Annotated in this window: 19 protein-coding genes, 1 other RNA gene and 1 pseudogene; 4 read left to right on the forward strand and 17 right to left on the reverse strand. The window is 69.7% G+C overall.

Features of this window, described 5'->3' with window-relative positions; translation table 11 throughout:
• Positions 1-411: DUF6318 family protein (locus tag ACTHJJ_RS01170; protein WP_440301110.1), on the reverse strand; the 411-nt coding region annotated here is incomplete at its 3' end.
• On the opposite strand from ACTHJJ_RS01170, the gene ACTHJJ_RS01175 reads away from it, so the two are divergent.
• Complete coding sequence (locus ACTHJJ_RS01175) at positions 392-598, forward strand: hypothetical protein (protein ID WP_440301111.1); 207 nt, start codon at positions 392-394, stop codon at positions 596-598. The genes ACTHJJ_RS01170 and ACTHJJ_RS01175 overlap by 20 nt on opposite strands.
• Positions 599-729: 131 nt before the next feature.
• Positions 730-1,581 (forward strand): hypothetical protein, encoded by an 852-nt coding sequence (locus tag ACTHJJ_RS01180; RefSeq protein WP_440301112.1) that lies wholly within the window; start codon positions 730-732, stop codon positions 1,579-1,581.
• 109 nt (positions 1,582-1,690) lie between these two features.
• On the opposite strand, the gene ACTHJJ_RS01185 is transcribed toward ACTHJJ_RS01180, so the two are convergent.
• The 9 genes from ACTHJJ_RS01185 to ACTHJJ_RS01225 all read right to left on the reverse strand — a co-directional run bounded on the left by ACTHJJ_RS01185 (position 1,691) and on the right by ACTHJJ_RS01225 (position 14,390).
• A complete protein-coding gene (locus ACTHJJ_RS01185) occupies positions 1,691-2,551 on the reverse strand; it encodes an RDD family protein (RefSeq protein ID WP_440301113.1) in 861 nt (286 codons plus the stop codon).
• A gap of 112 nt (positions 2,552-2,663) precedes the next feature.
• Complete coding sequence (locus ACTHJJ_RS01190; protein WP_440301114.1) at positions 2,664-4,436, reverse strand: immune inhibitor A domain-containing protein; 1,773 nt, start codon at positions 4,434-4,436, stop codon at positions 2,664-2,666.
• A 208-nt stretch (positions 4,437-4,644) separates the two neighbouring features.
• On the reverse strand, positions 4,645-6,495 hold the full coding sequence (locus ACTHJJ_RS01195; RefSeq protein WP_440301115.1) for a bifunctional metallophosphatase/5'-nucleotidase: 1,851 nt from the start codon (positions 6,493-6,495) through the stop codon (positions 4,645-4,647).
• Positions 6,496-6,592: 97 nt separating this feature from the next.
• Complete coding sequence (locus tag ACTHJJ_RS01200) at positions 6,593-8,362, reverse strand: bifunctional lysylphosphatidylglycerol flippase/synthetase MprF (protein ID WP_440301116.1); 1,770 nt, start codon at positions 8,360-8,362, stop codon at positions 6,593-6,595.
• 65 nt (positions 8,363-8,427) lie between these two features.
• Positions 8,428-10,182 (reverse strand): DEAD/DEAH box helicase, encoded by a 1,755-nt coding sequence (locus ACTHJJ_RS01205; protein ID WP_440301117.1) that lies wholly within the window; start codon positions 10,180-10,182, stop codon positions 8,428-8,430.
• Positions 10,183-10,352: 170 nt separating this feature from the next.
• Positions 10,353-10,673, reverse strand: coding sequence for a DUF3039 domain-containing protein (locus tag ACTHJJ_RS01210; protein WP_440301118.1), 321 nt, complete (start codon positions 10,671-10,673; stop codon positions 10,353-10,355).
• Between the two features lie 9 nt (positions 10,674-10,682).
• Entirely contained in the window at positions 10,683-11,555 is an 873-nt protein-coding gene (locus tag ACTHJJ_RS01215) for a glutamate racemase (RefSeq protein ID WP_440301119.1), read from the reverse strand.
• Positions 11,555-12,115 (reverse strand): YqgE/AlgH family protein, encoded by a 561-nt coding sequence (locus ACTHJJ_RS01220; RefSeq protein ID WP_440301120.1) that lies wholly within the window; start codon positions 12,113-12,115, stop codon positions 11,555-11,557. Before ACTHJJ_RS01220 ends, ACTHJJ_RS01215 begins: the two co-directional genes overlap by 1 nt.
• Before the next feature lie 34 nt (positions 12,116-12,149).
• Positions 12,150-14,390 carry a DEAD/DEAH box helicase gene (locus tag ACTHJJ_RS01225; RefSeq protein WP_440301121.1) on the reverse strand — a complete coding sequence of 747 codons (2,241 nt, stop codon included), beginning with the start codon at positions 14,388-14,390 and terminating at the stop codon, positions 12,150-12,152.
• A 348-nt stretch (positions 14,391-14,738) separates the two neighbouring features.
• Here ACTHJJ_RS01225 and ACTHJJ_RS01230 point away from each other — a divergent pair, with 348 nt between their 5' ends.
• Both ACTHJJ_RS01230 and trxA read left to right on the forward strand, forming a co-directional pair.
• On the forward strand, positions 14,739-15,356 hold the full coding sequence (locus ACTHJJ_RS01230) for an SIMPL domain-containing protein (protein WP_440301122.1): 618 nt from the start codon (positions 14,739-14,741) through the stop codon (positions 15,354-15,356).
• Between the two features lie 60 nt (positions 15,357-15,416).
• The gene (trxA, locus tag ACTHJJ_RS01235; RefSeq protein WP_440301123.1) at positions 15,417-15,803 is read left to right on the forward strand and encodes a thioredoxin; all 387 of its coding nucleotides are present in this window, start codon (positions 15,417-15,419) and stop codon (positions 15,801-15,803) included.
• A gap of 166 nt (positions 15,804-15,969) precedes the next feature.
• Here trxA and ssrA read toward each other — a convergent pair.
• The 7 genes and pseudogenes from ssrA to ftsX all read right to left on the reverse strand — a co-directional run bounded on the left by ssrA (position 15,970) and on the right by ftsX (position 23,249).
• Positions 15,970-16,336, reverse strand: a transfer-messenger RNA (tmRNA) gene (gene ssrA / locus ACTHJJ_RS01240).
• 128 nt (positions 16,337-16,464) lie between these two features.
• Positions 16,465-18,066: a non-homologous end-joining DNA ligase gene (gene ligD / locus ACTHJJ_RS01245; protein ID WP_440301124.1), complete on the reverse strand. Its 1,602-nt coding sequence runs from the start codon at positions 18,064-18,066 to the stop codon at positions 16,465-16,467.
• Between the two features lie 31 nt (positions 18,067-18,097).
• A complete protein-coding gene (locus ACTHJJ_RS01250) occupies positions 18,098-19,402 on the reverse strand; it encodes a DUF2207 domain-containing protein (protein ID WP_440301150.1) in 1,305 nt (434 codons plus the stop codon).
• Positions 19,403-20,089: pseudogene (locus tag ACTHJJ_RS01255) on the reverse strand (DUF2207 domain-containing protein); the annotation flags it as partial.
• A 5-nt stretch (positions 20,090-20,094) separates the two neighbouring features.
• Positions 20,095-20,571, reverse strand: coding sequence for an SsrA-binding protein SmpB (gene smpB, locus ACTHJJ_RS01260; RefSeq protein WP_440301125.1), 477 nt, complete (start codon positions 20,569-20,571; stop codon positions 20,095-20,097).
• Between the two features lie 155 nt (positions 20,572-20,726).
• Complete coding sequence (locus ACTHJJ_RS01265; RefSeq protein ID WP_440301126.1) at positions 20,727-22,226, reverse strand: peptidoglycan DD-metalloendopeptidase family protein; 1,500 nt, start codon at positions 22,224-22,226, stop codon at positions 20,727-20,729.
• Positions 22,227-22,343: 117 nt separating this feature from the next.
• On the reverse strand, positions 22,344-23,249 hold the full coding sequence (gene ftsX / locus ACTHJJ_RS01270; protein ID WP_440301127.1) for a permease-like cell division protein FtsX: 906 nt from the start codon (positions 23,247-23,249) through the stop codon (positions 22,344-22,346).
• Positions 23,250-23,252 lie beyond the last annotated feature (3 nt).

Here is a 23,252-nt window from a genome sequence, read left to right on the forward strand (position 1 = left end):
CACCACCTGCAGTCGTTCGATGAACCACCGCCTGTCGAACTTGAGGGTGGCAACAAAGGAACCAGAGTCAGCCTCAGTCTTTCCCACAACTACCCCAGAATCATTGACGATGGGGACGGAGAACAACTGCACATCGAGCAGCACCGTTCGCTCGTTGGCAGTAAAACGGAGCGAGTCGCTGCGCCGCACCTTCAGCGTTGTCCCCTCGTGGTGCTGCCCCTTCTCCTTCAGAGAGCTGACAGATGCGAAAAAGTTCTCGCACATTTTGCAGGTATCCAACGTCAGTCCCGTGAGTGCGGACGGATCCCCCTGCCTCGAGGCGACATCAAGCTGCTTCAGGTAGTACGCGGCAAATGCAACCGCAGCTTCTTTGGTCTCGGCTCGCGCTTTCTTGGGAATCTTCGCGAGCACCGGGTCTTCGGTCTTCGTCGGTGAGGCACTCGTCGACGACGTGCCGCTCGTCGGGCTGGGCGCACTGGACGAGTTCGTCGTCACCGTGGAGGCCTGCAGCGTCTCCCCGGGGGCAGGATCGGCGCCCGAGCAGGCCCCCAGCGCCAGAGCGGCAGCCAGCACTGCGGCATACGGAAACGTCCTGTGAGTCGCTACCATCGGCTCCCCTGTCCTAGGCGCAAACAACTGCATCAAACGCTCTCACGAGCATGCCAGAACCGCACCTCGAGACGATCCGGCCATCCACAGCCTTCTCACGGGCCGGAGTAGCCTCCTGTCATGTCCAGCCCCGCACCGCCGCACGTGTCCGCACTCCTCGCCGGTCTCGTCGACGACGCCGCGGTGTTCCCGCCGGGACTCGCCACGCTCGACGTCGCGGTGGACGAGTACCTCGGCCGTCGGCACGATCCGTACGCGGCCTGCATCGGCCCTCTGCTCGTGCCGGCGACTGCCGCCGGCGAGCTGGCCAACGTCGCGGCGAAGGACGAGCGCGCCGTTGACAGCCCGATCGACGTGGGGCTCATCGTGCGCCCCGACAGCCCGATGGAGCCGCTCTTCGACGCGGTCGACCTGTTGCGCGACGAACCGCGGGTCCACCTCACAGGCGGAGAGGTCGGCTGGAACCCCGACTGGCGACAGGCCCTCGGCCTCGAACTCCCCCTGGTCGTCGAGGTGCGCCTCGGAGACGAGCAGCGGCACGGCCTGGACGAGATCGCGGCCGCGGTGGACGAGGCCGCGCACGTGATCACCAAGTTCCGGACCGGCCCGACGCCGGCGTGGCCGTGGCCCGACGAGGAGACGCTGGCCGGTTTCCTGGCCGGCGCCATCGAGCGCGGCCTGCCGTTCAAGCTGACCGGCGGGCTGCACCACGCCATCCGGGGCGAGTACAAGGGCCGCCCCATGCACGGCGTCGTCAACGTGCTGCTCGCGACGCACGAGGGCCTCGAGGGGGCGGACGCCCCGGACCTCGCCGAGATCCTCCGGCAGACCCGATCGGAGCCGCTGGTCGAGCGGCTCGCCGCGCTGACCACCGACGAGGTGGACCGCTTGCGGGCGCGCTTCACGTCCTACGCCTGCTGCGGAGTGCTCGAGCCGATCGACGAGCTCGCAGCGCTCGGCCTCGCTCGCTGAGACCGCCGGACCCACCAACGCGAACGGTCCCCTCTTGGTCGAGCTGGGCGGTATACCGAGCAGCCCGACCCCGAGCGGACCGTTCGAGGAAAGGCGATGAAGGGGCCGGTCAGCGAGGCAGGCGAGGCTGCTTGCCGAGGACCACCTGCGTGCTCGCGATCTTGTCGTGGAGGGTCTGGCGCTTCTCGTCCCAGAGGGGCCACAGCCCGTCGAGCAGCATCACGATCGAGTAGAGCCCACTCACGCCGGGGATGATCGAGAGCAGCTGGAGCAGGCGGCGACGGACGGCGGTGCCCATGTCGAGCGGGCCGGGACGGTCGGCACGGCGGACGCTGATCCGCAACGCCATCTTGCCGATCGTCTGCGCCGTGGTGACCCAGAACGCCATCGCGTAGATGCTCGCGATGAGGTAGGAGAGCAGGCCGACGAGGAACACGGTGCCGACGCTCTCGCCGATGATGGTGTTCATCGCCTGGGCGTTGTTGCCCTCGATCGCGCGCGTGACGTCGTCGATCATCTTGGAGTAGCTCGGGACGAACAGGTTGATCAGGACGCCCGAGATGACCGCGATGAAGATGCCGTCGATGATCCAGGCCGCGAAGCGTCGGCCCCAGGGGGCCAGCGGCACGCCGTCGATCGTCGTGGGCCCGCTGTGCATCCAGCCCGTGCCCGGCGCCTGCGGGTACTGGGGCGCCTGCTGGTACGGGTACTGCGGTGCCTGCTGGCCGTAGGGGTACTGCCCACCCTGGCCGTAGCCCGGGCCGCCCTGGGCCGGCCGGTCGTGCCACCCGCTGCCCGACGGCATCGGCGCCGTCGGCTGCTGCGTCTGCGGCGGCATCCCGATCGTCGACTGGGAGACCGTGGGTGACTTCTTCGGAGCCGTGTGGGTCGTCCAGGTCACCCCGTCCCAGTACCGCAGGAGATCGGGATCGGTGGGGTCGTCGTACCACCCGGACGGCTGTTCGCTCATGGGTCCAACTCTGCCATGTGTGGCGCACGGAATCGTATGCCGTCCAGCGCGCCACGCGGGCCAGATGGCCCGGGCATCGCGACGCGATGCCCGGGCCGACGAAGGGTCGCGGTCAGTTGACCTTCACGGTCATCTTCCCGGTGGTGTTGGACTGAACGACCTTGATCGTGACGCCGACCCCGGCGACCTTGACGCTACCCATGGGGTTGGCGCGGTCGTAGTAGCGCTCCGGATCGCTGTCGTCGAAGACGGAGACCGGCGCCTGGGCCGGGACGTCCAGGGTCGTCAGGCCGGCCGGTGTCTCCCGGTGGAGGGAGACCGGGTCGGTCGGGTCGACCCCGAAGGTCGAGTCGAAGCTCTGGATCCGGTTGCGGGCCACTTCGCCGTCGCTCCACCTGAGAGCGGTGGGTCGGGCGTCGACCGGCAGGATCCGTCCGGTTCCGGGATGCGACTTCGTGTTGTTGTTCGACACGGCCGTGTTCCAGTAGCTGACGAGCAGACCGTCCTGGTAGGGGTAGTGCTCCACCCAGTCGGGCCTCGTCTGGCTCCAGCCGAAGTTGTACGGTCCGGGGCGCAGGGTCGCGTCGTACCCGGTGTACTGCCGGTTCTCGGCGATGTAGAACCGGTCCTTGCCGTTGGCGTCCTTCGGCAGGGTGACGACGAGGGCCTGATCCTTCTTCGTGGCGTGTGCCGACGGGCCGAGCATCAGGGTGGCCTTCTCGTCGTGCGCGACCGTGGTGTAGTCGAGCCAGCCGAGCTGCAGCTTCTCCCACGCGCCCATGTGGTTCGGCGTCGTCCCGATCGCGTCCTGGCCGTGGCCGAGCCAGGAGCCGGAGCTCATGAGGGTCCAGAAGCCGGTGCCGTTCTCGCCGCCGCCGGTGTCATAGAGGTCCGGCAGGCCGAGGTCGTGGCCGAACTCGTGGGCGAACACGCCGAGGCCGCCGTTCTCGGGCTCCGTCGTGTAGTCACGGATCCAGAAGCCGGTGTTCCCGATCTGGACGCCACCGTTGCGGTTGTAGCCCGGCCCGCCGGCCGCGCGCTGGCCCACGGACCAGCGGTGAGACCAGATCGCCCACTCCGGGGCGCCGGCCTCCTCGCCCTCGCCGGCGTGGACCGCCTGGAAGTGGTCGATGTAGCCGTCCGGCTCGTTGAAGTTGCCGTCGTGGTCGTAGTCGTAGCGGTCCCACTGGTCGAACTGCTGAAGGTACTCCTTGATCTCCGCGTCCGTCTTGCCGCTCGCCTTCTGCTGGGCGAACCAGGCATCGGCGGCGTCCTGGATGAAGCGGGTCATGTCGGCCTGGCTCTCGGTCTGGCCGTAGCTCGCCTCGTTGTACGGCACCTTGACCCAGTCGGAGGTGTCGCCGCGCACCGTGTAGCGCCCGCTGGACATCTCGCTGTAGACGTTCGCCATCGACTCGCCGGCACCGAAGAACATGTCCTGGTAGTGGTCACGGTTGAAGTCATCGACCCAGTAGGTCGTGTTGTCTGCAGAGCGGTCCGGCTTCGGGATGGCGTTGTGCACCGGGCCCGCGGGCGCGTTCGGGAAGCGTGGGTCGATCTTGTCGCCGAAGTCGACGAGGAAGGTCAGGATGTTGTCGGAGGACTGCAGGCCGTACTGCGCCCACTGGCCGGGCGAGACCTGGACGGACTTGCCGCCACCCTTGCTCACCGGGGTGGCCTCGCCGTTGATCACCTTGGCGACGGCTTGTTCCGTCAGGGCACGTTGAGCCTCGCTCTGCTCGTCCGGACGGTCATCGGCCCGCTGGGCGATCGTGACGTCCGTGGCGTCCGTGTCCGCTTGGGCGTAGGCGGACACGGCTGGCGCCATGGCCGTGGCGGCGGCGACTGCAGCCCCCAAGAGGATCCGGGATCGGAGATGCGGCATATCAACTCCTCTGTCCTGCTCCTGTGCAGGACGGTTCGTGAATTCGCACGCCGGGCAAGGGAACCCGTGCGCGACCTGCCGCATGACAGGTGTTCGGAGCCTAGGGGAACACCGCTCGGTCCGCGCGTTGAAAACCTTGCACGGAAAAGGCCAGCTCACGCCATACGGATGGCGTGAGCTGGCCCAGCGATCGGAAGTCGCCTGTCGATCAGGGGATGACGCTGATCGGGTTGCCTCCGCTGAGCAGCCGCCAGTCGACGGACGCGAAGTCCTTCGGGTCGATCGAGCCCTTGGCCGTCACGTAGTCGATGAGCAGCTGTCGGATCTCGACCTGACGGTTGTAGACGACGGGCGCCGCGGTGACATGCGGGAAGCCGCCACCACCGGACTGCCGGTAGTTGTTGATGGCGATGACGAACTGACGCCCCGTCTCGATCGGGTCACCGAGGTAGCGCAGGTTGCTGATCCGGGAACCCACGGGCCGCGAGATGTCGATGTCATAGGACAGCTCGTTCTTGAGCCCGCCCATGACGTCGTAGTTGTAGTCGGGTGTCCCACCCGGCGCCTCGGGCGTCACGGCGTTCGTCACGTCACCGGACGGGAACGGACCGGGACCGCTCACCTGCTTGAAGTACACCGCGCTCTTCTCGAGGTAGTCCTTGATCTGGGCGCCGGTGAGGACGATGGCGAGCAGCGTGTTGTCGTAGATGTAGAGTCCGGCGACGTCCTTCACCGTCATCGGGCCCTTCGGGATGACCGCACCCCGGTTGAACGGGGCCGCGATGGACAGGACCGCCTTGTCCCCGTCCGGGGTCCCGGCGAGCGCCTGCTGCACCGCGTCGGCCTGGACATGGTTGATGAAGTCGATGGCCGCGGTGTCCTCCCAGCAGGACGTCGCCGCAGGCATCTCGGCGAGACAGGTGCCGACGACGCTGTTGACGTAACCCCGGACCGTCTCGTGCGCCCCACGGATGACCGACGCGATCTGCGCGTCCTCGGGCGCGGTGTTCGAGTTGAGCAGGGTCGCGCGGGAGTCGACGAGCTGCCACTGGCCCCGGACCTTCTGGATCTCGAGATCCATGACCGTCACCCGCATGCCCCAGTAGTAGGGCTCCGAGAGGAGCACCTTCTTGCCGGTCTGCGTGTTCGTGACGAACCGCTGCGGAATCTCCTTGTGGGCGTGCCCGACAAGAATCGCGTCGATGCCCGGGACCTGCTCGGCCAGGAGGCTCGCGGCGTTCTCCGGGTAGGGCAGCGCGTCACCGTACGAGGACGAGGTGTCCATGCCCGAGTGGACCGACACGACGACCAGGTCCGCACCGGCGGCCTTGAGCCGCGGGACGAAGACCTTCGCCTGCTCGACGATGCCCGGGAACTTGACCCGGCCCTCGACGTTGGCCTTGTCCCAGATGGCAACGCCGGGGGTGACGAGCCCCAGGATGCCGACCTTGATCGGCTTCTCACCGGGCACCTTGACGGTCTTGATGATGTAGGGCTTGAAGACCGGCTCGCCGCTGTTCCAGTCGACGGAGTTGGCCGACAGGAGCGGGAAGTTGAGCTGGCTCTCCCACGTGCGCAGCGTGTCGAGCCCGTAGTTGTACTCGTGGTTGCCGAGTGCCGCCGCGTCGTAGCCGACGAGGTTCATCGCGACCGCCATGGGGTGCTTCGAGCCCTTGGTGATCGGGTCGATCTTCGCGTAGTAGTACGCGAGCGGGGTGCCCTGGATCGTGTCGCCGGCGTCGAGCGTGATGCAGGAGTCCGCCCCGCGCTCGGCGCGGACGGCCTTGATGAGGGTCGCGGCCTTGGCGATGCCGATCTCGTTGCCGCTCTTGTCGGTGTACTTGGCGTCCTTGAAGTAGTCCCAGTTGTAGACGTTCCCGTGCAGGTCGGTTGTCCCGAGGACGGTGAGCAGCACGCTCTTGCCGCTCGTGCCGGCACCCTGCCCGGCGGCGCGGGCACCCGGGGCACCCGTGACGGTGAACAGACCGGCGCCCCCGACGGCGGCCATGGTGAGGAGTTGGCGACGGGTCGTGCTCGACCCGAGGATCGCATTGGTCATGGAGGGTCCTTCGCTTCTCAGGCCACGGTCGTGACCGGTGCGCCTGACCTTAGCCCTCCAGATCTGTCCGTGTGGGGCCAATGATGTGACGAGATCTTTACGCCGCCACCAATGAAGAGGTATGCCGCTCAACCTGATTCGCGGTGAGGTGCCCATTCCGGGCAAGTCGGGTCAACTCACCGAGGCCGACACCGGGCAGGTAGGCCGCCGTGAGGGCCGCGGCGATGCGGGGCAGCGCCAGGGTGGAGGGGTAGAGCAGGTGGAGCGGCTCGTAGCGCGGCTGGAACTTCGACTTGAAGGCGTGGAGCGAGCGGAACCCGTAGCACGGCTCGAGGACCGCGCCGAGCCGGTCGAGCCACGCGTCGATTCGGCCGCAGACGGCGTCGCCGGAGCGTGCCAGCGGGGAGGCTGACAGTGAGACGGTCTGTGCGCCCTCGGCCCCGAAGGCCAGGCAGGCGCTCGCGACGAGGAACTCCATGACCCCACGGAAGGCCTGCTGACCTCGACGCATGACGTCGAGGGTCCACCCGCTCACCGCGCCGTCTCCGGCCCGGTGGACCGGGAGCCACGACGTGAAGCCGTGGACCCGGCCCGACTCGTCGACCGCGATGCCGACCCGGACGGACGGGTCGAGCGCCTCCGCCATCCCGCCGAGGGTGAAGCCGAGCTCGGGCAGTGCCTTGCCGGCGACCCACGCGGCCGAGATCGCCTCCACCTGGACGCGGATGTTCTCAGGCTCGTCGACGAGCCGGCACAGGCGGAAGGAGATGCCTTGGCGCGCAGCGTGGTTGAGAGCCGTCCGCACGTCCTGCCATGCCTTGCCACGGAAGGCGAGACCGGGCAGCTCGATGACGGCCTCCTCGGCGACGCGGATCGCCTTCCAGCCGAGGCGCTGGGCGGCGAGGCGGGTCTCCTCCCCCGCCGCGAAGACGCACGGGACGAGGCCGGCGCCACAGCAGTGGGCGGCATACGCGTCGAGGATCTCCGCGCGCTCGCGTGGCGAACGCCCGATGGGATCTCCGAGGGCCAGCGCCACGCCCGCGTGCCGGCGGTGCGCGACGTACCCGGGCAGGTGGGGCAGGCGGAACCACTCGTTGCCCCGCCACGTCGTCATCCACCCGAGGCGGCTCGGTGAGCCGTGCCGGCGCAGCAAGGCGGCCGCGGTGGTGCGCTCCTCCCACTCGTCGCGTCCCGCCGGTGGGTCGGCGGGCCACGTGGGCTCCTGGCGCGGACCCCGCTGGTGCCGCCTGAGAACCGGGACGAGGGCCAGGCCGATGAGGACTGCGAGCGCGTGCTCGAGGTCGGCGAGGCCGCCCAGGAGGACGACGGAGGCGATGACGTAGGTGACGAGCCCGAGGCGCCAGCGGAACCGCCACTTGGGCGTGAAGGCCGCGGTGGCGACGGTGGCTGCCCCGATGAAGCCGGCCGAGGGACCGGCGTCGGTCAGGTCGGCGAGGCGGGCGAACCGGTCCCAGCCGACGACCTCGGCCAGCGCGACGAAGGCTGCCGCCCCGACGATCCCGCCGACGTGGCAGGCAACCATGGCGGCGAGGGCGGGCCTGGTCCCGAGGCGCCGCTCGGCGATGCCGCCGAGGACGGCGAGGGCGACGAGAACCGGCAGGTAGCCCCAAGGGCTGACGGCGAGGAGCGCACCGGACAGGAGGGTCCACCAGCGGCCGTCGGCGAAGGCGGGCAGCCCGTAGCCGAGGGAGCCGCTCAACCGGTCGGCCGTGACCTCGGAGGTGAGAGCACCGGTGACCACGCCGATGGCCGTGATGGTGGCGACGGCGGTGATGGTCAGGGGCAGCGACCGGGCCACTGTGAGGAGCCGACCGAGCGTCGCGGAGGTGGAGGGGGTGCGAGGCATATCGCCTCAGAGACGCTCCGGCCGCCCCTGATACGCCGCCGGTTCATCTGCCGAAGGTACTGCGGTCAGCGGCGGCCGACGAGCCAGTTGCGGATCTTCTCGATCCGCTCGGTCACCTGCTCGGAGCTTGCCGCGGCAAGGTCCGGTCCCCCGCAGGCACGCCGCAGGTCCATGTGGACGTTGGCGTGGGGGTAGCCCTTCTGTCGGGCATAGGCGGCCACGAGCTTGTTGAGCTCCTTGCGCTGCGCGGCCAGCGCCCGGTGCGTCGCAATCGGTGCCGGGGTCGCGTCCTTCGGCGCCCGCCTCGACTGCTTGCTCTGCCGCTCCCTTAGGAGCGACGCGACCTGGTCCGGCTCGAGCAGGCCCGGCAGGCCGAGGTACTCCTGCTCGTCCTCGGAGCCGACGTCGGCGTGCATCCCCCACTGCTGCTTGTCGAACAGGACGTGGTCGAAGTGCGCCTCGGACTCGAGCGCCTCGAAGGCCCCCTCCTCGAGCCCGACCGCCTTCGCCTCGCGGTTCGCCTCGTCGATGAGGGACTGCTCCTCGGCCCACATCGCCGCGACGTCCTCAGGGTCCGGCGTGCGGTTCAGGGCGTGGTCGCGCTGCTCCTCGAGCCGGGCGGCGTGGTCAAGGATGACCGGCACTGACGGCAGGAAGACCGAGGCCGTCTCCCCCCGGCGTCGCGCGCGGACGAACCGGCCCACGGCCTGCGCGAAGAAGAGGGGTGTCGACGTCGATGTCGCATAGACCCCGACCGCGAGGCGCGGCACGTCGACGCCCTCGGAGACCATCCGGACGGCGACCATCCACCGGGAGGTGCCGGCCGAGAACTCTTCGATGCGCTGTGAGGCGCCGGCGTCGTCGGACAGCACCACGGTGGGAGCCTCGCCTGTCAGCGCGCGGAGCTGAGCGGCGTAAGAACGTGCCTGGGTCTGGTTGGAGGCGATGACCAGCCCGCCCGCGTCCTCCACCCCGCGACGCACCTCGGTGAGGCGTTTGTCGGCGGCGGCGAGCACGGATGCCATCCACTCACCCTTCGGGTCGAGGGCGGTGCGCCAGGCCTGGGCGATGGCGTCCTTCGTCATCGGCTCCCCGAGGCTCGCCGAGATCTCGTCGCCCATCTTCGTGCGCCAGCGCATCGTGCCGCCGTAGGCCATGAAGAGCACGGGGCGCACGACGCCGTCGCGCAGCGCCTCGGCGTAGCCGTAGGCGTAGTCGCTTGAGCTGACCAGCGTGCCCTCGGCGTCGAGCTCGTAGCGCACGAACGGGATCGGCGAGCTGTCCGAGCGGAACGGCGTGCCGGTCAGGGCCAGCCGCCGGGTAGCCGGCTCGAACGCCTCACGGATGGCGTCGCCCCAGCTCTTGGCGTCGCCACCGTGGTGGATCTCGTCGAGGATCACGAGGGTCGGGCGCGTCGTCGTCAGCTCGCGGTGCAGGCTCGGGCGCGAGGCGACCTGCGCGTAGGTGACCGCGACGCCGTGGTAGTCCTCGCTGTGCCGGCCGATGGAGTTGCTGAACTTCGGGTCGAGGCTGATGCCCACCCGTGCGGCGGCGTCTGCCCACTGCGTCTTGAGGTGCTCGGTCGGGGCGACGACGGTGACGCGCTGGACGACACCGCGCGTGAGCAGCTCGGTCGCCACACGCAGGGCGTATGTCGTCTTGCCGGCGCCCGGGGTCGCGACCGCGAGGAAGTCTCGCGGGGAGGCTGAGAGATAGCGGTCGAGCGCCTCCTGCTGCCAGGCCCGCAGCTTGCTGGCGGTACCCCACGCGGCCCGCTCCGGGAAGGCGGGTGGCAGGTGGAAGGCGGCCCCAGAACTCATAGGCCCCCCACCGTAATACCTTCCGGACAGTGACATGCCGAGGCCCCGTCCTGCCGGACGGGGCCTCGACCGCGTGCTATGGATTGCGCCTCAGGACTCGTCGTCCCCGCGGCCCCACGGGCGGTGACGCCTGAGTCCCTCCGGGCCTCGCTCGTTCCTCGCTCGTGTCCTCAGGACTCGTCGTCCCCGCCGCCGTCCTGCGGGTCGCGGAGGCCGTCGTAGATCTCCTTGCAGACGGGGCAGACCGGGAACTTCTGCGGGTCGCGGTTGGGGATCCAGATCTTGCCGCACAGCGCCACCACGGGCTCGCCGGTGAGGGCGCTCTCGAGGATCTTCTCCTTGCGCACATAGTGCGAGAAGCGTTCGTGGTCACCGGGCTCCTGAAGCTCCTCGCGGACCTCCTCGCGCTCGATGGTCGCAGTGCCGGCGCGATGCGGCATCGGCTCGGTCTCGAAGGGGTCGGGCGGCATGCCAAGGGGCGACTCGGTCATTCCCCGAGTCTAGACGGCCCCCTCGGAGACCTCGGCGTCCTCCCTCAGCGTTCGCATGGACAGTTCGTCCTCGCTCGACAGGAGGCAGGACGCGCTGAGACGCCGGCCCGCCGGGTAGGCCAGCATGGCGCCGGGCAGCCTCCCCCGGCGACCCGACGACAACACCGCCTCGACGCCCCCACCGGAGGCTTCCGGGTCGGCCTGGAGGTCGAGCCTGCGCAGGGTCTGTCGCGCGACGGCTACCGGCGAGTCGAAGATGGCGACGCCACCGACGGCATCGGCGATCTGGTCCGCGACGAGCCCGTAGTGGGTGCACCCGAGCACCAGTGCCTTGACGGGCGGTGTCGCGCGCGCGGCCGCCTCGATACTGACCCGCACGGCGTCGTCGTCCGCCGCCTCGATCGCCTCCGCGAGCCCCAGGGCTGCCACTGGGTGCGTCTCGATGTCGGCGGCAAAGGCGTCGACGAGGCCCCGCAGGTAGTCGCTCTCCGAGGTGGCCAGGGTCGCCCAGACGGCCACGGGCCCCCCGGTCAGGGCGGCGGGCCGGATCGCGGGGACCGTCCCGATGACGGGGACCTCCGGCTCGAGCTCCGCGCGCAGCGCCTCGAGTCCGTGGACGGACGCGGTGTTGCATGCGACGACGATCGCGGCCGGGTCGTAGGGCAGCGTCGCGCGGGCCGTCTCCAGGATGAGGTGCCGCACCTGCTCGGGTGTGCGGGGCCCGTACGGCATGTGGTCCGGGTCCATCGACAGGACGAGGTCGAGGTCCGGCCGGAGGGTCAGGAGGGCGTCGGCGTAGGCGACCAGGCCGACGCCGGAGTCGACGAAGGCCACCCGAGCGGCGGGTCGGCGATCCCCGGAACCGGGGTGGGCGGCATACATCAGTTCATCGAGGGGTCGTCGGGGAAGTTGGCGACGAAGGCGAGGCTGTCGCGCTGCCGGCGCAGGACGCCGCGCCAGAGCCCGTCAGGCTCGGACGTGAAGGCGTCCCGCACCTCCGACTCGACGACGTACCAGTCACCACGGCGGATCTCCATCTCGAGCTGCCCCTCCGACCAGCCGGAGTAGCCGGCGAAGATCCGCATCCCGGCGAGCTCGGCCGCGACGACCGGGGTCGGCACGTCGAGGTCGACCAGCCCGATGGAGCCGAAGAGCCGTTGCACGCCAAGAGGTTCCGGCTCGTCACCGGGAACCGTCACGATGCCGAGCGCCGAGGACGTGGAGACCGGTCCGCCCTGGAAGAGCACGGGTGGGGCGGTGACGACGCGTTGCCAGCCGGGCAACACCGAGTCGACGGGCGCCGCGAGCGGCTTGTTGAGCACGACGCCCTGCGCGCCGCTCTCGTCGTGGTGGAGCATGAGGATCACCGACCTGCGGAACACGTCGCCCTCGACGGACGGCGTGGCCACGATCAGCCGGCCGGTGTGAAAGCTCGAACTCACGGTCCAAGACTTCCACACCGCCCGGCCGTCTCGGTCAGCTCCTGCGATCGTCGCCCCACCGCCCGACGAGGGGCTGCTCCCGGTCCCCGCGCCGGTTGCCACGGTGCGGACGGTTCGGCCGGTGCTGGCGCGGACCGCGGGCCCCATGCGGGTGGGCGTGCTTCTTCGGGCCCTCGAGCAGGCGCGCGAAGTCGGCCTCCGGGACCGGTATGCCGCTGGGCTGGGTCGCACCGGTCTGGGCGATCAGCTCGTCACCGGGACGCGTCTTGACCAATTCGGTCTCGACGCCGGCCTCGGCGAGCTGGCGCTCCACGGTCCTGCGCTGGTGCGGCAGGACGAGCGTGACGACCGTGCCGCGCTCCCCCGCACGAGCCGTGCGACCGGCGCGGTGCAGGTAGTCCTTGTGGTCGGCCGGCGGGTCGGCCTGCAGGACCAGCGACACGTCGTCGACGTGGATGCCGCGTGCCGCGACATCGGTCGCGACGAGCACCGGGAGGGTGCCCGTGCGGAAGGCGCCGAGGACCCGGTTGCGGGCGCCCTGCGTCAGGCCTCCGTGGAGGGCCGCCGCCATCACGCCCTCCTCGCGCAGCTGCCGGGCGACGCGGTCGGCACCGAGCTTGGTCCGGCAGAAGACCACCGTGCGGCCGGGCCGGTTGGCGACCTCGGCGGTGATGGCCTTCTTGTGGACCGGGTCGATGAGGAGCGCGTGGTGCTCCATCGTCTCGACCGAGGCCGTGGCGTCGTCCGTCGAGTGGACGACCGGGTCGGTGAGGTAGCGCTCGACGAGCCCGTCGATGCCGTGGTCGAGCGTTGCGGAGAAGAGGAGGCGCTGGCCACCGGCCGGGACCCTGTCGAGGATCGTCGTGATCTCGGGGAGGAAGCCCATCTCCGCCATGTGGTCGGCCTCGTCGACGATGGCGACGGCGACCTCGTCGAGCTCGACGGCGCCGCGCTCCAAGAGGTCGTTGAGGCGCCCGGGGGTCGCGACGAGCAGGTCGACGCCCTTGTTCAGGGCGTTGATCTGGGTGGTGTAGCTGAGGCCGCCGGCGACGAGCTTGTGCCGCAGGCCGGTGACGTGGATGAGGGGCTCGAGGGCGTCCGAGACCTGCATCGCGAGCTCACGGGTCGGCACGAGCACGAGGGCCCGGGGGCGCCGCGTGTTGCGGTCGGTGCCCGCCTCGAGGAGGCGCGTGATCGTCGGGAGCCCGAAGGCAAGGGTCTTGCCGGATCCGGTCTGCCCGCGTCCGAGGACGTCGCGGCCGGCGAGGGCGTCCGGGATGGCCGCGCTCTGGATCGGGAAGGGCTCGGTAATGCCCTCCCGGGCGAGCCGCTCGACGAGCCGCTCGGGCAGGCCCAGGGCAGCGAAGCCGTTGTCCGCCGTGACCTCGACCGGGCCGTCGCTCACGGGAGTGCGGCTGGCCTTGGTCCAGGTGTCGGCCTCGAGGCGCTCCGCCTCCGCGTCGTGGACCTGGTCGTCACGACGGTCGAAGCGGTCGCGGTGGTCGTCACGACGCTCCCAGGAACGACGGTCGTCACGACGGTCGAACCGGTTCCCGCGGTCATCGCGGCGGTCGTACGAACGGCGGTGGTCACGACGCTCGAACCCGTCACCGCGGTCGTCACGACGCTCGAACGAACGACGGTCGTCGCGACGCTCGAACCGGTCGCCACCACGGTCGTCACGACGCTCGAAGGAGGGGCGGTCGCCGCCGCGGTCATCCCGACGCTCGAACGAACGACGGTCGTCACGACGGTCGAACGGACGGCGGTCGTCGCGACGGTCGAACGGACGGCGGTCGTCACGACGCTCGAACGGACGGCGGTCGCCCCCGCGCTCGAACCGGTCACCCCGGTCATCCCGACGGTCGAAGGAACGGCGGTCGCCGCCGCGGTCGAAGGCGCGGCGGTCGCCACCCCGGTCATCCCGACGCTCGAACGAACCACGGTCGTCACGACGCTCGAACGGACGGCGGTCACCGCCGCGGTCGAACCGGTCGCCACCACGGTCGTCACGGCGGGCAAAGGAACGGCGGTCGTCGCGACGCTCGAACCGGTCCCCACCACGGTCGTCACGGCGGTCGAAGGAACGGCGGTCATCCCCCTCGAAGCGCGACGTCCGGGCCGGTCGGCTCGGTGCAGAGGAAGTTCCGGCGGTGCGGTGCGGCTTCTTGTTGCGGGCGTCAGCGGAGATCGTGGCTGCCGTGCGGGCAGCCTTCTTCTGCGCCGGCGTCCAGCGGGCCTTCTTGGCAGCGTCGGAGACAGACTTCTTGGGCATGCGTATTCAACTCATTTCAACTCGAGCAGACACGTCTCGAGCCGTGAGTTCACGACCATGCAAGACGAGCCTCAGGCACATCGTTCGGTGCCCCGTGGACCGGCGGCAGCTGCGCCGTCCGGTGTGATGTCCGCCAAGTCGATGCCGAGGCATCGTCGATCGCGGGCGGACCGAGGGTCAACTGTACCAGTGCTCACGCCGTGGTCCGAACACGAGGAACGCCGGCCGGACGGGGCCGACCCGACGAGGCCGACGACGTCCGCCCTGCTTCCCCGGGTGAAGTCTCGGCACAGCGGGCCCAGTCTAGGTACGGTGCGAAGAGAGCGAGCCACACAGCCGAGGAGCGCCATGGACGAACCCAGCGTCACGATGACAGGGTCGGGCACCGCCTCGGTCTCGCCCGACGTCGTACGGCTCGACCTCCGGGTCGGCCACGAGGCGGCTGAGGTGGCAGCGGCGCTGTCGGGGGCAGCGGCCCAGGTTCGCGTCGTCGGCACCGTGCTGCGCGAGCACGGGGTCGCCGAGAACGACATCCGCACCATCGACACCAACGTGCACCAGCGCTACGACAACTCCGGCTCCCCGGTGGGGTTCACCGCGGAGCAGCGTCTGGGAGTGACGGTGCGTGATCTCGAGCTCGTCGGGACCATCCTGGAGTCCGCGGCCTCGGGTGTCGGCAACGCCTTGCTCGTGGATGCCGTCCGTCTCGACGTGGCCGACCGCTCGGAGGGCCTGCGGCGCGCGCGGGACGCCGCCTTCGCCGAGGCCCTCGCCAAGGCGGAGCAGTATGCCGCGCTATCCGGCTCCGAGCTGGGCCGAGTGCGCGAGGTGGTGGAGACTGGGGCGATGCCGGTCGCCATGCCACGGATGGCAATGGCGGCCCTGGACACGATGGGCGGGATGCCGATCGAGGGCGGGGATCTGGAGCTCCACGCGTCGGTGACGATCCGGTGGGTACTGGCCTGAGCGGTGTCCGGAAGACGCACGCATCGGAATACCCCCGAGAACCGATCCGTTGGGACAGACATGGCAACGACAGACCTGACCGCACAGACCTTCGAGAAGACCGTTCTCGACAACGAGATCGTGCTCGTCGACTTCTGGGCCTCCTGGTGCGGCCCGTGTCGGCAGTTCGCCCCCGTGTATGACGCCGCCTCGACCGACGAGGCGAACGACGGGATCGTCTTCGGCAAGGTGGACACCGAGGCCGAGCAGGCACTGGCCGGCGCGGCGAACATCACCTCGATCCCGACGCTCATGGCGTTCAAGGAGGGCGTGCTCGTCTTCGCCCAGCCCGGCGCGCTCCCCCAGTCCGCGCTCCAGGACGTCATCAAGCAGGTCAAGGACCTCGACATGGCCCCCATCAAGGAGCAGCTCGCGCAGGAGGCCCAGCAGGGCGGCGCGACGGCCTGACCGGCCGACACAGCTCGTGCGGTGATACGCGCGAGCGAGGGATGCGTGCACCTGTCCAGGTCCTGAGGACGTCGACGACGTGCTCCACACGACGCAAAAGAGGGCGCCCGGTGAGAACCGGGCGCCCTTTGCGCAGCAGTGCACAGCGTGACGTGGCCACCACGAGTGGTGGAGGTGGCGGGAATTGAACCCGCGTCCGATGACGAGAGACCAGGGCTTCTCCGGGCGCAGTGCGCTATGGATTTTCTCGGCCCCAGGGCTCGCGCGCACACGTTCCCTGACAGGCCCAGTTGAGTAAGAGTCCCGCGCCGTCCCCCAACATGACGACGCAGCAAGTTTCCTAGCTGACGCCAGACACTGAGTCGGAAACTAGCTCAGGCTGACGGACTTCGAGGCTCGCTCAGGCGGCGAGGGCGAAGTCGGTGCGCTTGGAGTTGGCACCTATTGGTTTGCAAGGAGCGTTGACGAGATGACCTTGCATCCTCGGCCCGCTTCCCCTGGCGAATCGACCACCGTCGAAACCGATCACCCCCATGAGGGCGACCACATCACGCTGTGCACTTGTCAAGCTGCGAGATCACAGTATGCCTGAGTAACGCCAAGGTGGTCCACGCAATTCCCATGTGCCGCACACCTGGGCCGCGCGTTGCGGCCCGCCCGGTCAGCGGAGCCTTGGCAGGTGCTGGTCTCGGGCCAACACTCCCCGGAAGAGATCGCCCTGCTCCTCGAGCCGGTCGAGGATGGTGCGCATCGTCCAGCGGTCCGGCCGGAGGTCCGGGTCGTCGAGCTCGTCCCAGAGGATGGGGGCCGACACGGGCGCACCCGCGGAGGGCCGCGGGCTGTACGGCGCGACAAGCGTCTTGTTGACGGCATTCTGCGTGTAGTCGAGCCGGGCGCGACCCTTGCGGTCGCTCTTGACCCACTTCCAGCTGACCACGTCGGGCATGACCGCACCGACCGTCTTGGACACCCGCTCGGCCCAGGCTCGGGTCTCGTCGAAGGTGGGGCCGGGAGCGATCGGCACCCAGATCTGGATGCCTCGTCGACCGGTCACCTTGGGGTAGGCGCGCAGGTCGAGATGCTCGAAGGCCGTCCGGTGCAGCCGGGCGAGGGCGACCAGCTCATCCCAGGTCGTGTGGTCGCCCGGGTCGAGGTCGAACAGGACGTAGCTCGGTTCGTTCGGAGCGGACGTCGGGGACGTCCACGGGTGCCACTCGAGCGCGCCGAAGCCGGCGACCCAGACGAGTGTCGCCGCCTCGTCGACGACGACGTAGTTCTGGGTCTCGTCGCGGTCGGCCTCCGGGTTGTGCCAGCGCGTGACCCACTCCGGGGCATGGTCCGGGACTTCCTTGTGCCAGAAGCCCTTCGCCTCGGCTCCGTCCGGATAGCGGTGCATGTTGAGCGCCCGGTCATGCAGGTACGGCACGAGCAGCGGGGCGATCCGGGCGGCGTACGCGACGAGCTCGCGCTTCGTCACCGGTGCCTCCCCGTCCCGGCCGGGGAAGAGGACCTTGTCGAGGTTGGTGAGCTTCAGCGTGCGCCCGAACACCTCCCACGTCCCCTCGCGGTCCAGGTCGGCGAGGGCGGCGAGCGCCTCCTCGGAGGGGCCCTCGATCAGCGGCTCGCCTGCTGGCACCGATGCCTGGTCAGCGGGCAGGTCCGAGCGCCAGAGCCGTTCGGGCGCGGCCTTCACCTCGTCATTGGTCCGGCCGGTGAGGACCGACGTGTGGAAGTCCTCGGCATCCCACCCGTCCTGGGCATAGGCGTCGTGCTTGTGCAGCAGCAGCCACTGCTCCTTCCCGGACTGTTCTCTGCCGCCGCGTCGGACGAGGGCGAACCGGCCCTTGAGCCGCTCACCGGACATCTCGATGTGGAAGTCCCCCGCGCGGACGGCGGCCGCCGGGTCGGTCGATCCGACCGGCTCCCAGGTGCCACGGTCCCAGACGATGACGTCGCCCCCGCCGTACTCCCCCTTCGGGATGACGCCTTCGAAGAACTCGTACTCGAGGGGATGGTCCTCGACGTGGACCGCGAGTCGCTTCGCGTCGGGGTCGAGCGTCGGCCCCTTGGGCACCGCCCAGCTGGCGAGGACCCCGTCGATCTCGAACCTCAGGTCGTAATGGAGTCGGCGCGCCCGGTGCCGCTGCACGACGAAACGGCGGCGACCGTCGCCGGGCGACGCCGCTCCCCCGGACGGCTCCGGAGTCCGGGTGAAGTCGCGCTTGCGCCGGTAGGGGGCGAGCAGGTCGGCGGTGTCGGCCATGCCCTCGTCCTACCCCTCGGCGGTGTCCGCCTCACCACGATCCGGACGAGGAGCCGCCACCGCCGCCGCCGCTGAAGCCACCGCCGGAGAAGCCGGAGGACCCCGACGAGCCCGGGGTCGACGTGAAGGTGCCCGTCGAGGTGGTCGAGAAGCTGTCGACGCCGCTGGCGATGCTGGTGAAGTCGGGGAAGGCGTTGCCGCTCCAGATGTACCAGGTCGGCATGACCAGCGGTTGGTTCGCCGCCTCGGCCGCGCGTGCCACATCGGCGAACGTCCTGGCCCACCGGTCCGCGACGCCGAAGACGACGGCATACGGCAGGTAGCGGCTGAAGATGTTGGACGCCTCGTCGAAGGCGATCTGCCCAGCCTCCGCGGTGACGAGGTACTCCTTGAAGCCCAGTGACTGCGCGAGGACGGTGGAGCCCTCGGGGGTCTTCGCCGCCATCCGGCCGCCGACGAGGAACACGATGACACCGGAGAGGACGAGGCCGATGCCGAGGACGACACCGCCGGTGAAGCCACCTCCGAGAATGGCGGCGAGGGCGGACTGGCCATAGAAGAGGACGAGCCCCCCTACCACGGCGAGGACCACGCCGAAGCCCTGCCAAACGGACCGCTGGGTCTGCGGTGACTGGCGGAACCACCCGCGCTGCACGACCTCGCGGTACATCAGGCTCTGGATCCGCTTGAGGGTCTGCGCGAACGTGTTCTTCAGGTCCGAGAGCAGGACCTCGTCCTGACCACCCCTGAAGAGCCCGCTCAGCAGCTCGCTCTCGTAGGGCAGGAGTCGGTCGTCGGCGGGCGGCGTGAGCCGCGTGATGCGCCAGTCGGTCCGCTTGAACATGCTCTCCGCCTCGATCTCCTCGATGCGGATGTAGCCGCGGACGGCCAGGTCGATGACGGTCGCGGAGACGTCGATCGGGTTGGCCGTCTCGTCGATGATCGTGCCCACCATGCCGGGCTGCACGCCCTTCGGCGGCTGGAACTGCACCGCGATGGTGGGCCGTCCCCCACGTATCGTCGCCGGCGCCGGCCCCGCGACGGCTCCACCGGCGGCCACGCCGCCGGCCGGCCCGCTGACCTGCGCGGGGCCCCCCGCGAAGGCCGGGCTGAGGCCCGGGGTGAGGTCGGCGTAGCGCTCGTCCCGGCCGCGGGTCCACCAGAGGGTGCCCATCACCGCGGCGGCGATGAGCGGTGCCCCGATCCCCGCCGCGTACGCGGCCACATTGACGGCGGGTGCGGCCTGCCTGCCGACACCCGAGTCGACGCCACCGGTGCGCACGTCGGCCCGCGGGTTGTCGAACGCCGTCGCCGGATACTCGGCGATGACGGTCATCGCCTCGCCCGCGGCGAGGTTGTCGGCGCCGAACGTAGTGCGTCCGCCCGCCGTGCCCTGGCACGGCGTGGTCGACCCCGTCGGGCCGCGGTAGCACAGCACGCGGGTCGAGGCGGCCGGCGCGCTGACCGTGACCGAGACGCGGTCGCGCGGCGTGTTCTCGTTGGCGCCGAAGACGTTGTAGAAGAACTCGACCGTGTCGTTCTGCTGGATCGGGTTGAGTACGTTGTGGAGCGTGTACTTCACGACGTAGGTCTGGGTGCCGCTGGTCCACTCGTCGGCGCTGCCGATCCGGATCTGGTCCGCCGCGCCGTTCTCGCTGACCTGGTACTGGGAAGGAGCACCGGTCGGGCTCGACACCGACACATCCGTGAGGTCGAAGTTGCGGTACTACCCCTCCTCGTTGTTGTAGCCCATCCGGACGACGACGTTGCGGAAGATGCCGTGGCGCTGCTCGCCGCTGGGGAACTGCCACTGGATCGTCTCGGTGACGCCGACGCTGCCGTCCCGCTGCAGCTCGTAGACGACGTCGAACGACTTCATCACGTCCTCGCCCGCCGCGCGGGCCGCGCCGGCCGGGCCGAACACAAGACCGCCGAGGGCGAGCAGGAGCGCGAGCAGCGCGGGCACTCTCCGCCGCATCCGGACCCGAGCCGGTCGGTCTGCCATCGCGCCGCTCGTCGCCATCGCGCTCACCTGCCAGCCCGTCGAGACGCGCTCATGGCGCGCTCCGCCTCGCGCCGGTCCTGCCGCTCGCGGAGTGCGTGCCGCTTGTCGTAGGCCTTCTTGCCGGTGGCGAGCGCGATCTCGACCTTGACCCGGCCGTCCTTGAAGTACATCGACAACGGAACGATCGTCCGACCCGACTCCCGCGTCTTGCCCGCGATCTTGGTCAGCTCCTGACGGTGCAGCAGCAGCTTGCGGCGACGCCGGGGGGCGTGGTTGTTCCACGTGCCGTTGAGGTACTCGGGGATGTGAACGTTCTCGAGGTATAGCTCGTCGCCCGAGAACATCGCGAAGCCGTCGACGAGCGAGCACCGGCCCATGCGCAGGGCCTTGACCTCGGTGCCGGACAGGACGAGGCCGGCCTCGTAGGTGTCCTCGATGTGGTAGTCGTGGCGCGCCTTTCGGTTGCTCGCGATGAGCGAGCGCCCCTTCTCCTTGGCCACCGCGATGTCCCTCCTGTCGTGTCGCGCCCGCGCCGACCGCGCTCGCGCGTCAACGCTACCCGGTGAGACTGGGGTGAGCGCGACTGAGTTCCCGCTGGCCCCATGGGGGCCGGCTCAGCGCCATACCGACGACTGGGGCCGCAATCGGCGCAAGGTCAGAGCCACTTGTTCGGGTTGACCGGGGTGCCGTCCTCGTAGACCCCGAAGTGCAGGTGGCAGCCGGTCGAGTAGCCGGTGGTGCCGGAGTAGCCGATGAGCTGCCCGCGGTTCACTTGACCGCCCCACTTGACGATGCTCGAGAGGTGGTTGTAAGTCGTCACGAGGTCGACGCCCCGGTGTATGCCGTGGTCGATGACGACCTGGTTGCCCCAGCCGCTCGGGCGCCAACCCGCCCGGACGATGTCGCCCGGTGCGGCCGCGTAGACCGGCGTGCCGCACGCGATCCCCCAGTCGAGACCGTCATGGAGCATCCACTTCTGCAGCACCGGGTGCCAACGCATTCCGAAGCCCGATGTCGTCGGGCCGATGGCGGGGCGGCTGAGGAAGTTGGACGGCGTCGGGTCCGCGACGACGGGTGGCGGAACCTTCGGGGTGTAGCTCTGGCCCTTCTTGCGTGCGTCCGCCGCCTTCTTCTGCTCGGCCCGGATCTTCGCCTGCCGCTCTGCCTCGAGCTTGGCCAGGCGCCTCTGCTCCGCGAGCCGGGCCTGCCGAGCGCGCTCGACGAGGATCGCGTTGAGCCGGGCCGACTCGACCTTGGCGGCGGCGAGGTCGGCCTGCTCACTCGCCTTCTGCGCCTGCAGGTCCTTCGCGTAGGCGCTCTGCTGCGCCTTGAGCTTGTCGAGCTCCGACTTGGCGGTCTCGGCGTTGGTCCGCGCAGTCTCGGCGTTCTGCTTGGCGACGATCGCCTGTTCCTTCGCCTGGGTCGCGGCAGCGGCCGCGGCCTCGGCGTTCTGGAGGGCGACCTCGGCCTCCTGCTTCAGCTGCGCGATCTCGGCACGGACCGAGGCGAGGTAGGCGCGGGTGGAGACGTTGTCGGCGTGCATGGTCGCCAAGCGGTCGACGGTGTCACTCGCGACGTTGCTCGCCGTGTCGGCCATGATGAGACGGTCGGCGAACTCCTGGGGCGAGCCGGCCCCGAAGACGAGCCCGAACTGCGACTCACTGCCACCACCCTGGAAGACGTCCGCGGCATACGCGTCGAGCGTGTCCTGCGACGAGCTCAGCTGGGACTCGGTCTTGGTCAGCTGCTCCTTCGCGCGGGCCTCGTTGGCCTGGGCGACGGCGAGCTTCTGCGCCGCCTCCTCGTTGTGGGCACGGGCGGCGGCCTCGGCGGTCAGGGCCCGGCTCTCGGTGTCCTCGGCCTGCGTCTTTGCCGCCTCGGCGCGGGTGACCGTTGCCTGCGCGTTGGTGAGCCGCTGCTGCGCTCCGGGCAGGGCCGCCTTCGTCTTCTCGAGGTTGACGTACGCCGAGGCGAGCCGGGCGTTGGTCCCTTCGAGCTGCTGCCCGAGCGCCGCGATGCGCTTGTCCGCCTGCCGCTTCTGGTCCTGGACGTCGTCCGCCCGCGCGACGAGGGCCGACCCGAGCGAGACCGTGCACGCGAGGGTGACGCCGACCGCCGTGAGGCGGCTCCCGGGACGAACCGCACCAACGCGCAACTTTGGCCACATAAGTCTCATTGGTACCACACCTTCAGACAGACGAGGGAGGCCAGCGGGTGAAAATTCACCGTTCGGAGGGGGCGAGCAGGCGCCGCCGGGTGCGGCCGACGCCGCTCAGACGCGCAGGTAGCGGCGGAGCGTCACCCATGACGTGACCGATGCCAGCGCCGCCACCCCGACGACGATGAACGGCGCCACGACCCACACATCGGTGACCCCGACGAAGGCGGTGTCGGTCATCGTCTCGCTGAGGAAGCCCGTGACCCCATACCTCACGGTCGCCCAGAGCATGGTGACCGCGAGGCCGGCACCGAAGACGCTGGCGATGATCGTCTCCATGACGAACGGGAAGCGGATCGTGAAGTTGGAGGCACCGACGAGCCGCATGATCCCCGTCTCGCGGCGCCGGCTGAAGGCCGTCTGACGGATCGTCGTCGAGATGAGCATGATCGCGGCGAGCACCATGAGCGACGAGAGCGCGATGGCCGCCCACGACACGGTGTTCATGAAGGTGAAGAACTTCTCCAGGAGCTTCTTCTGGTCCTGCACGTCGGCCACGCCGGGCATGCCCTTGACGGTGCTCGCGACGACGTCGAACTTGCTCGGGTCGTTGAGGTTGACGCGGTAGGAGTCGGCGAAGTACGACTCCCCCGCCCGGGCCAGCGGCGAGTTCTTGTAGGTCTGCTGGAACCGGGAGTAAGCGTCGTCGCGCGACTCGTAGAAGATCTCTTTGACGGTCGGCCGGAGGGCCTCGAGCTCGTTCTTGATCGTCGTGCGCTGGGCGTCCGTGGTCGGCTCGCCGGCACAGTTCGCGTAGCGGGTCTTCTCGGCGCAGAGCAGGACCGTCACCTGGACCCGGTCGTACCAGTAGTCCTTCATGGTGTCGACCTGGCGCTGGCCCATGAGGCCAAGACCGAGCAGGTACATCGAGATCATCGTGACGATGACGACCGAGACGGCCATGGACAGGTTGCGGCGCAGGCCGTTGCCGATCTCGCCGAGCAGGAACTGAAGCTTCATGGT

It is taken from the genome of Intrasporangium sp. (assembly GCF_051961875.1).
GTDB lineage: Bacteria > Actinomycetota > Actinomycetes > Actinomycetales > Dermatophilaceae > Intrasporangium_A.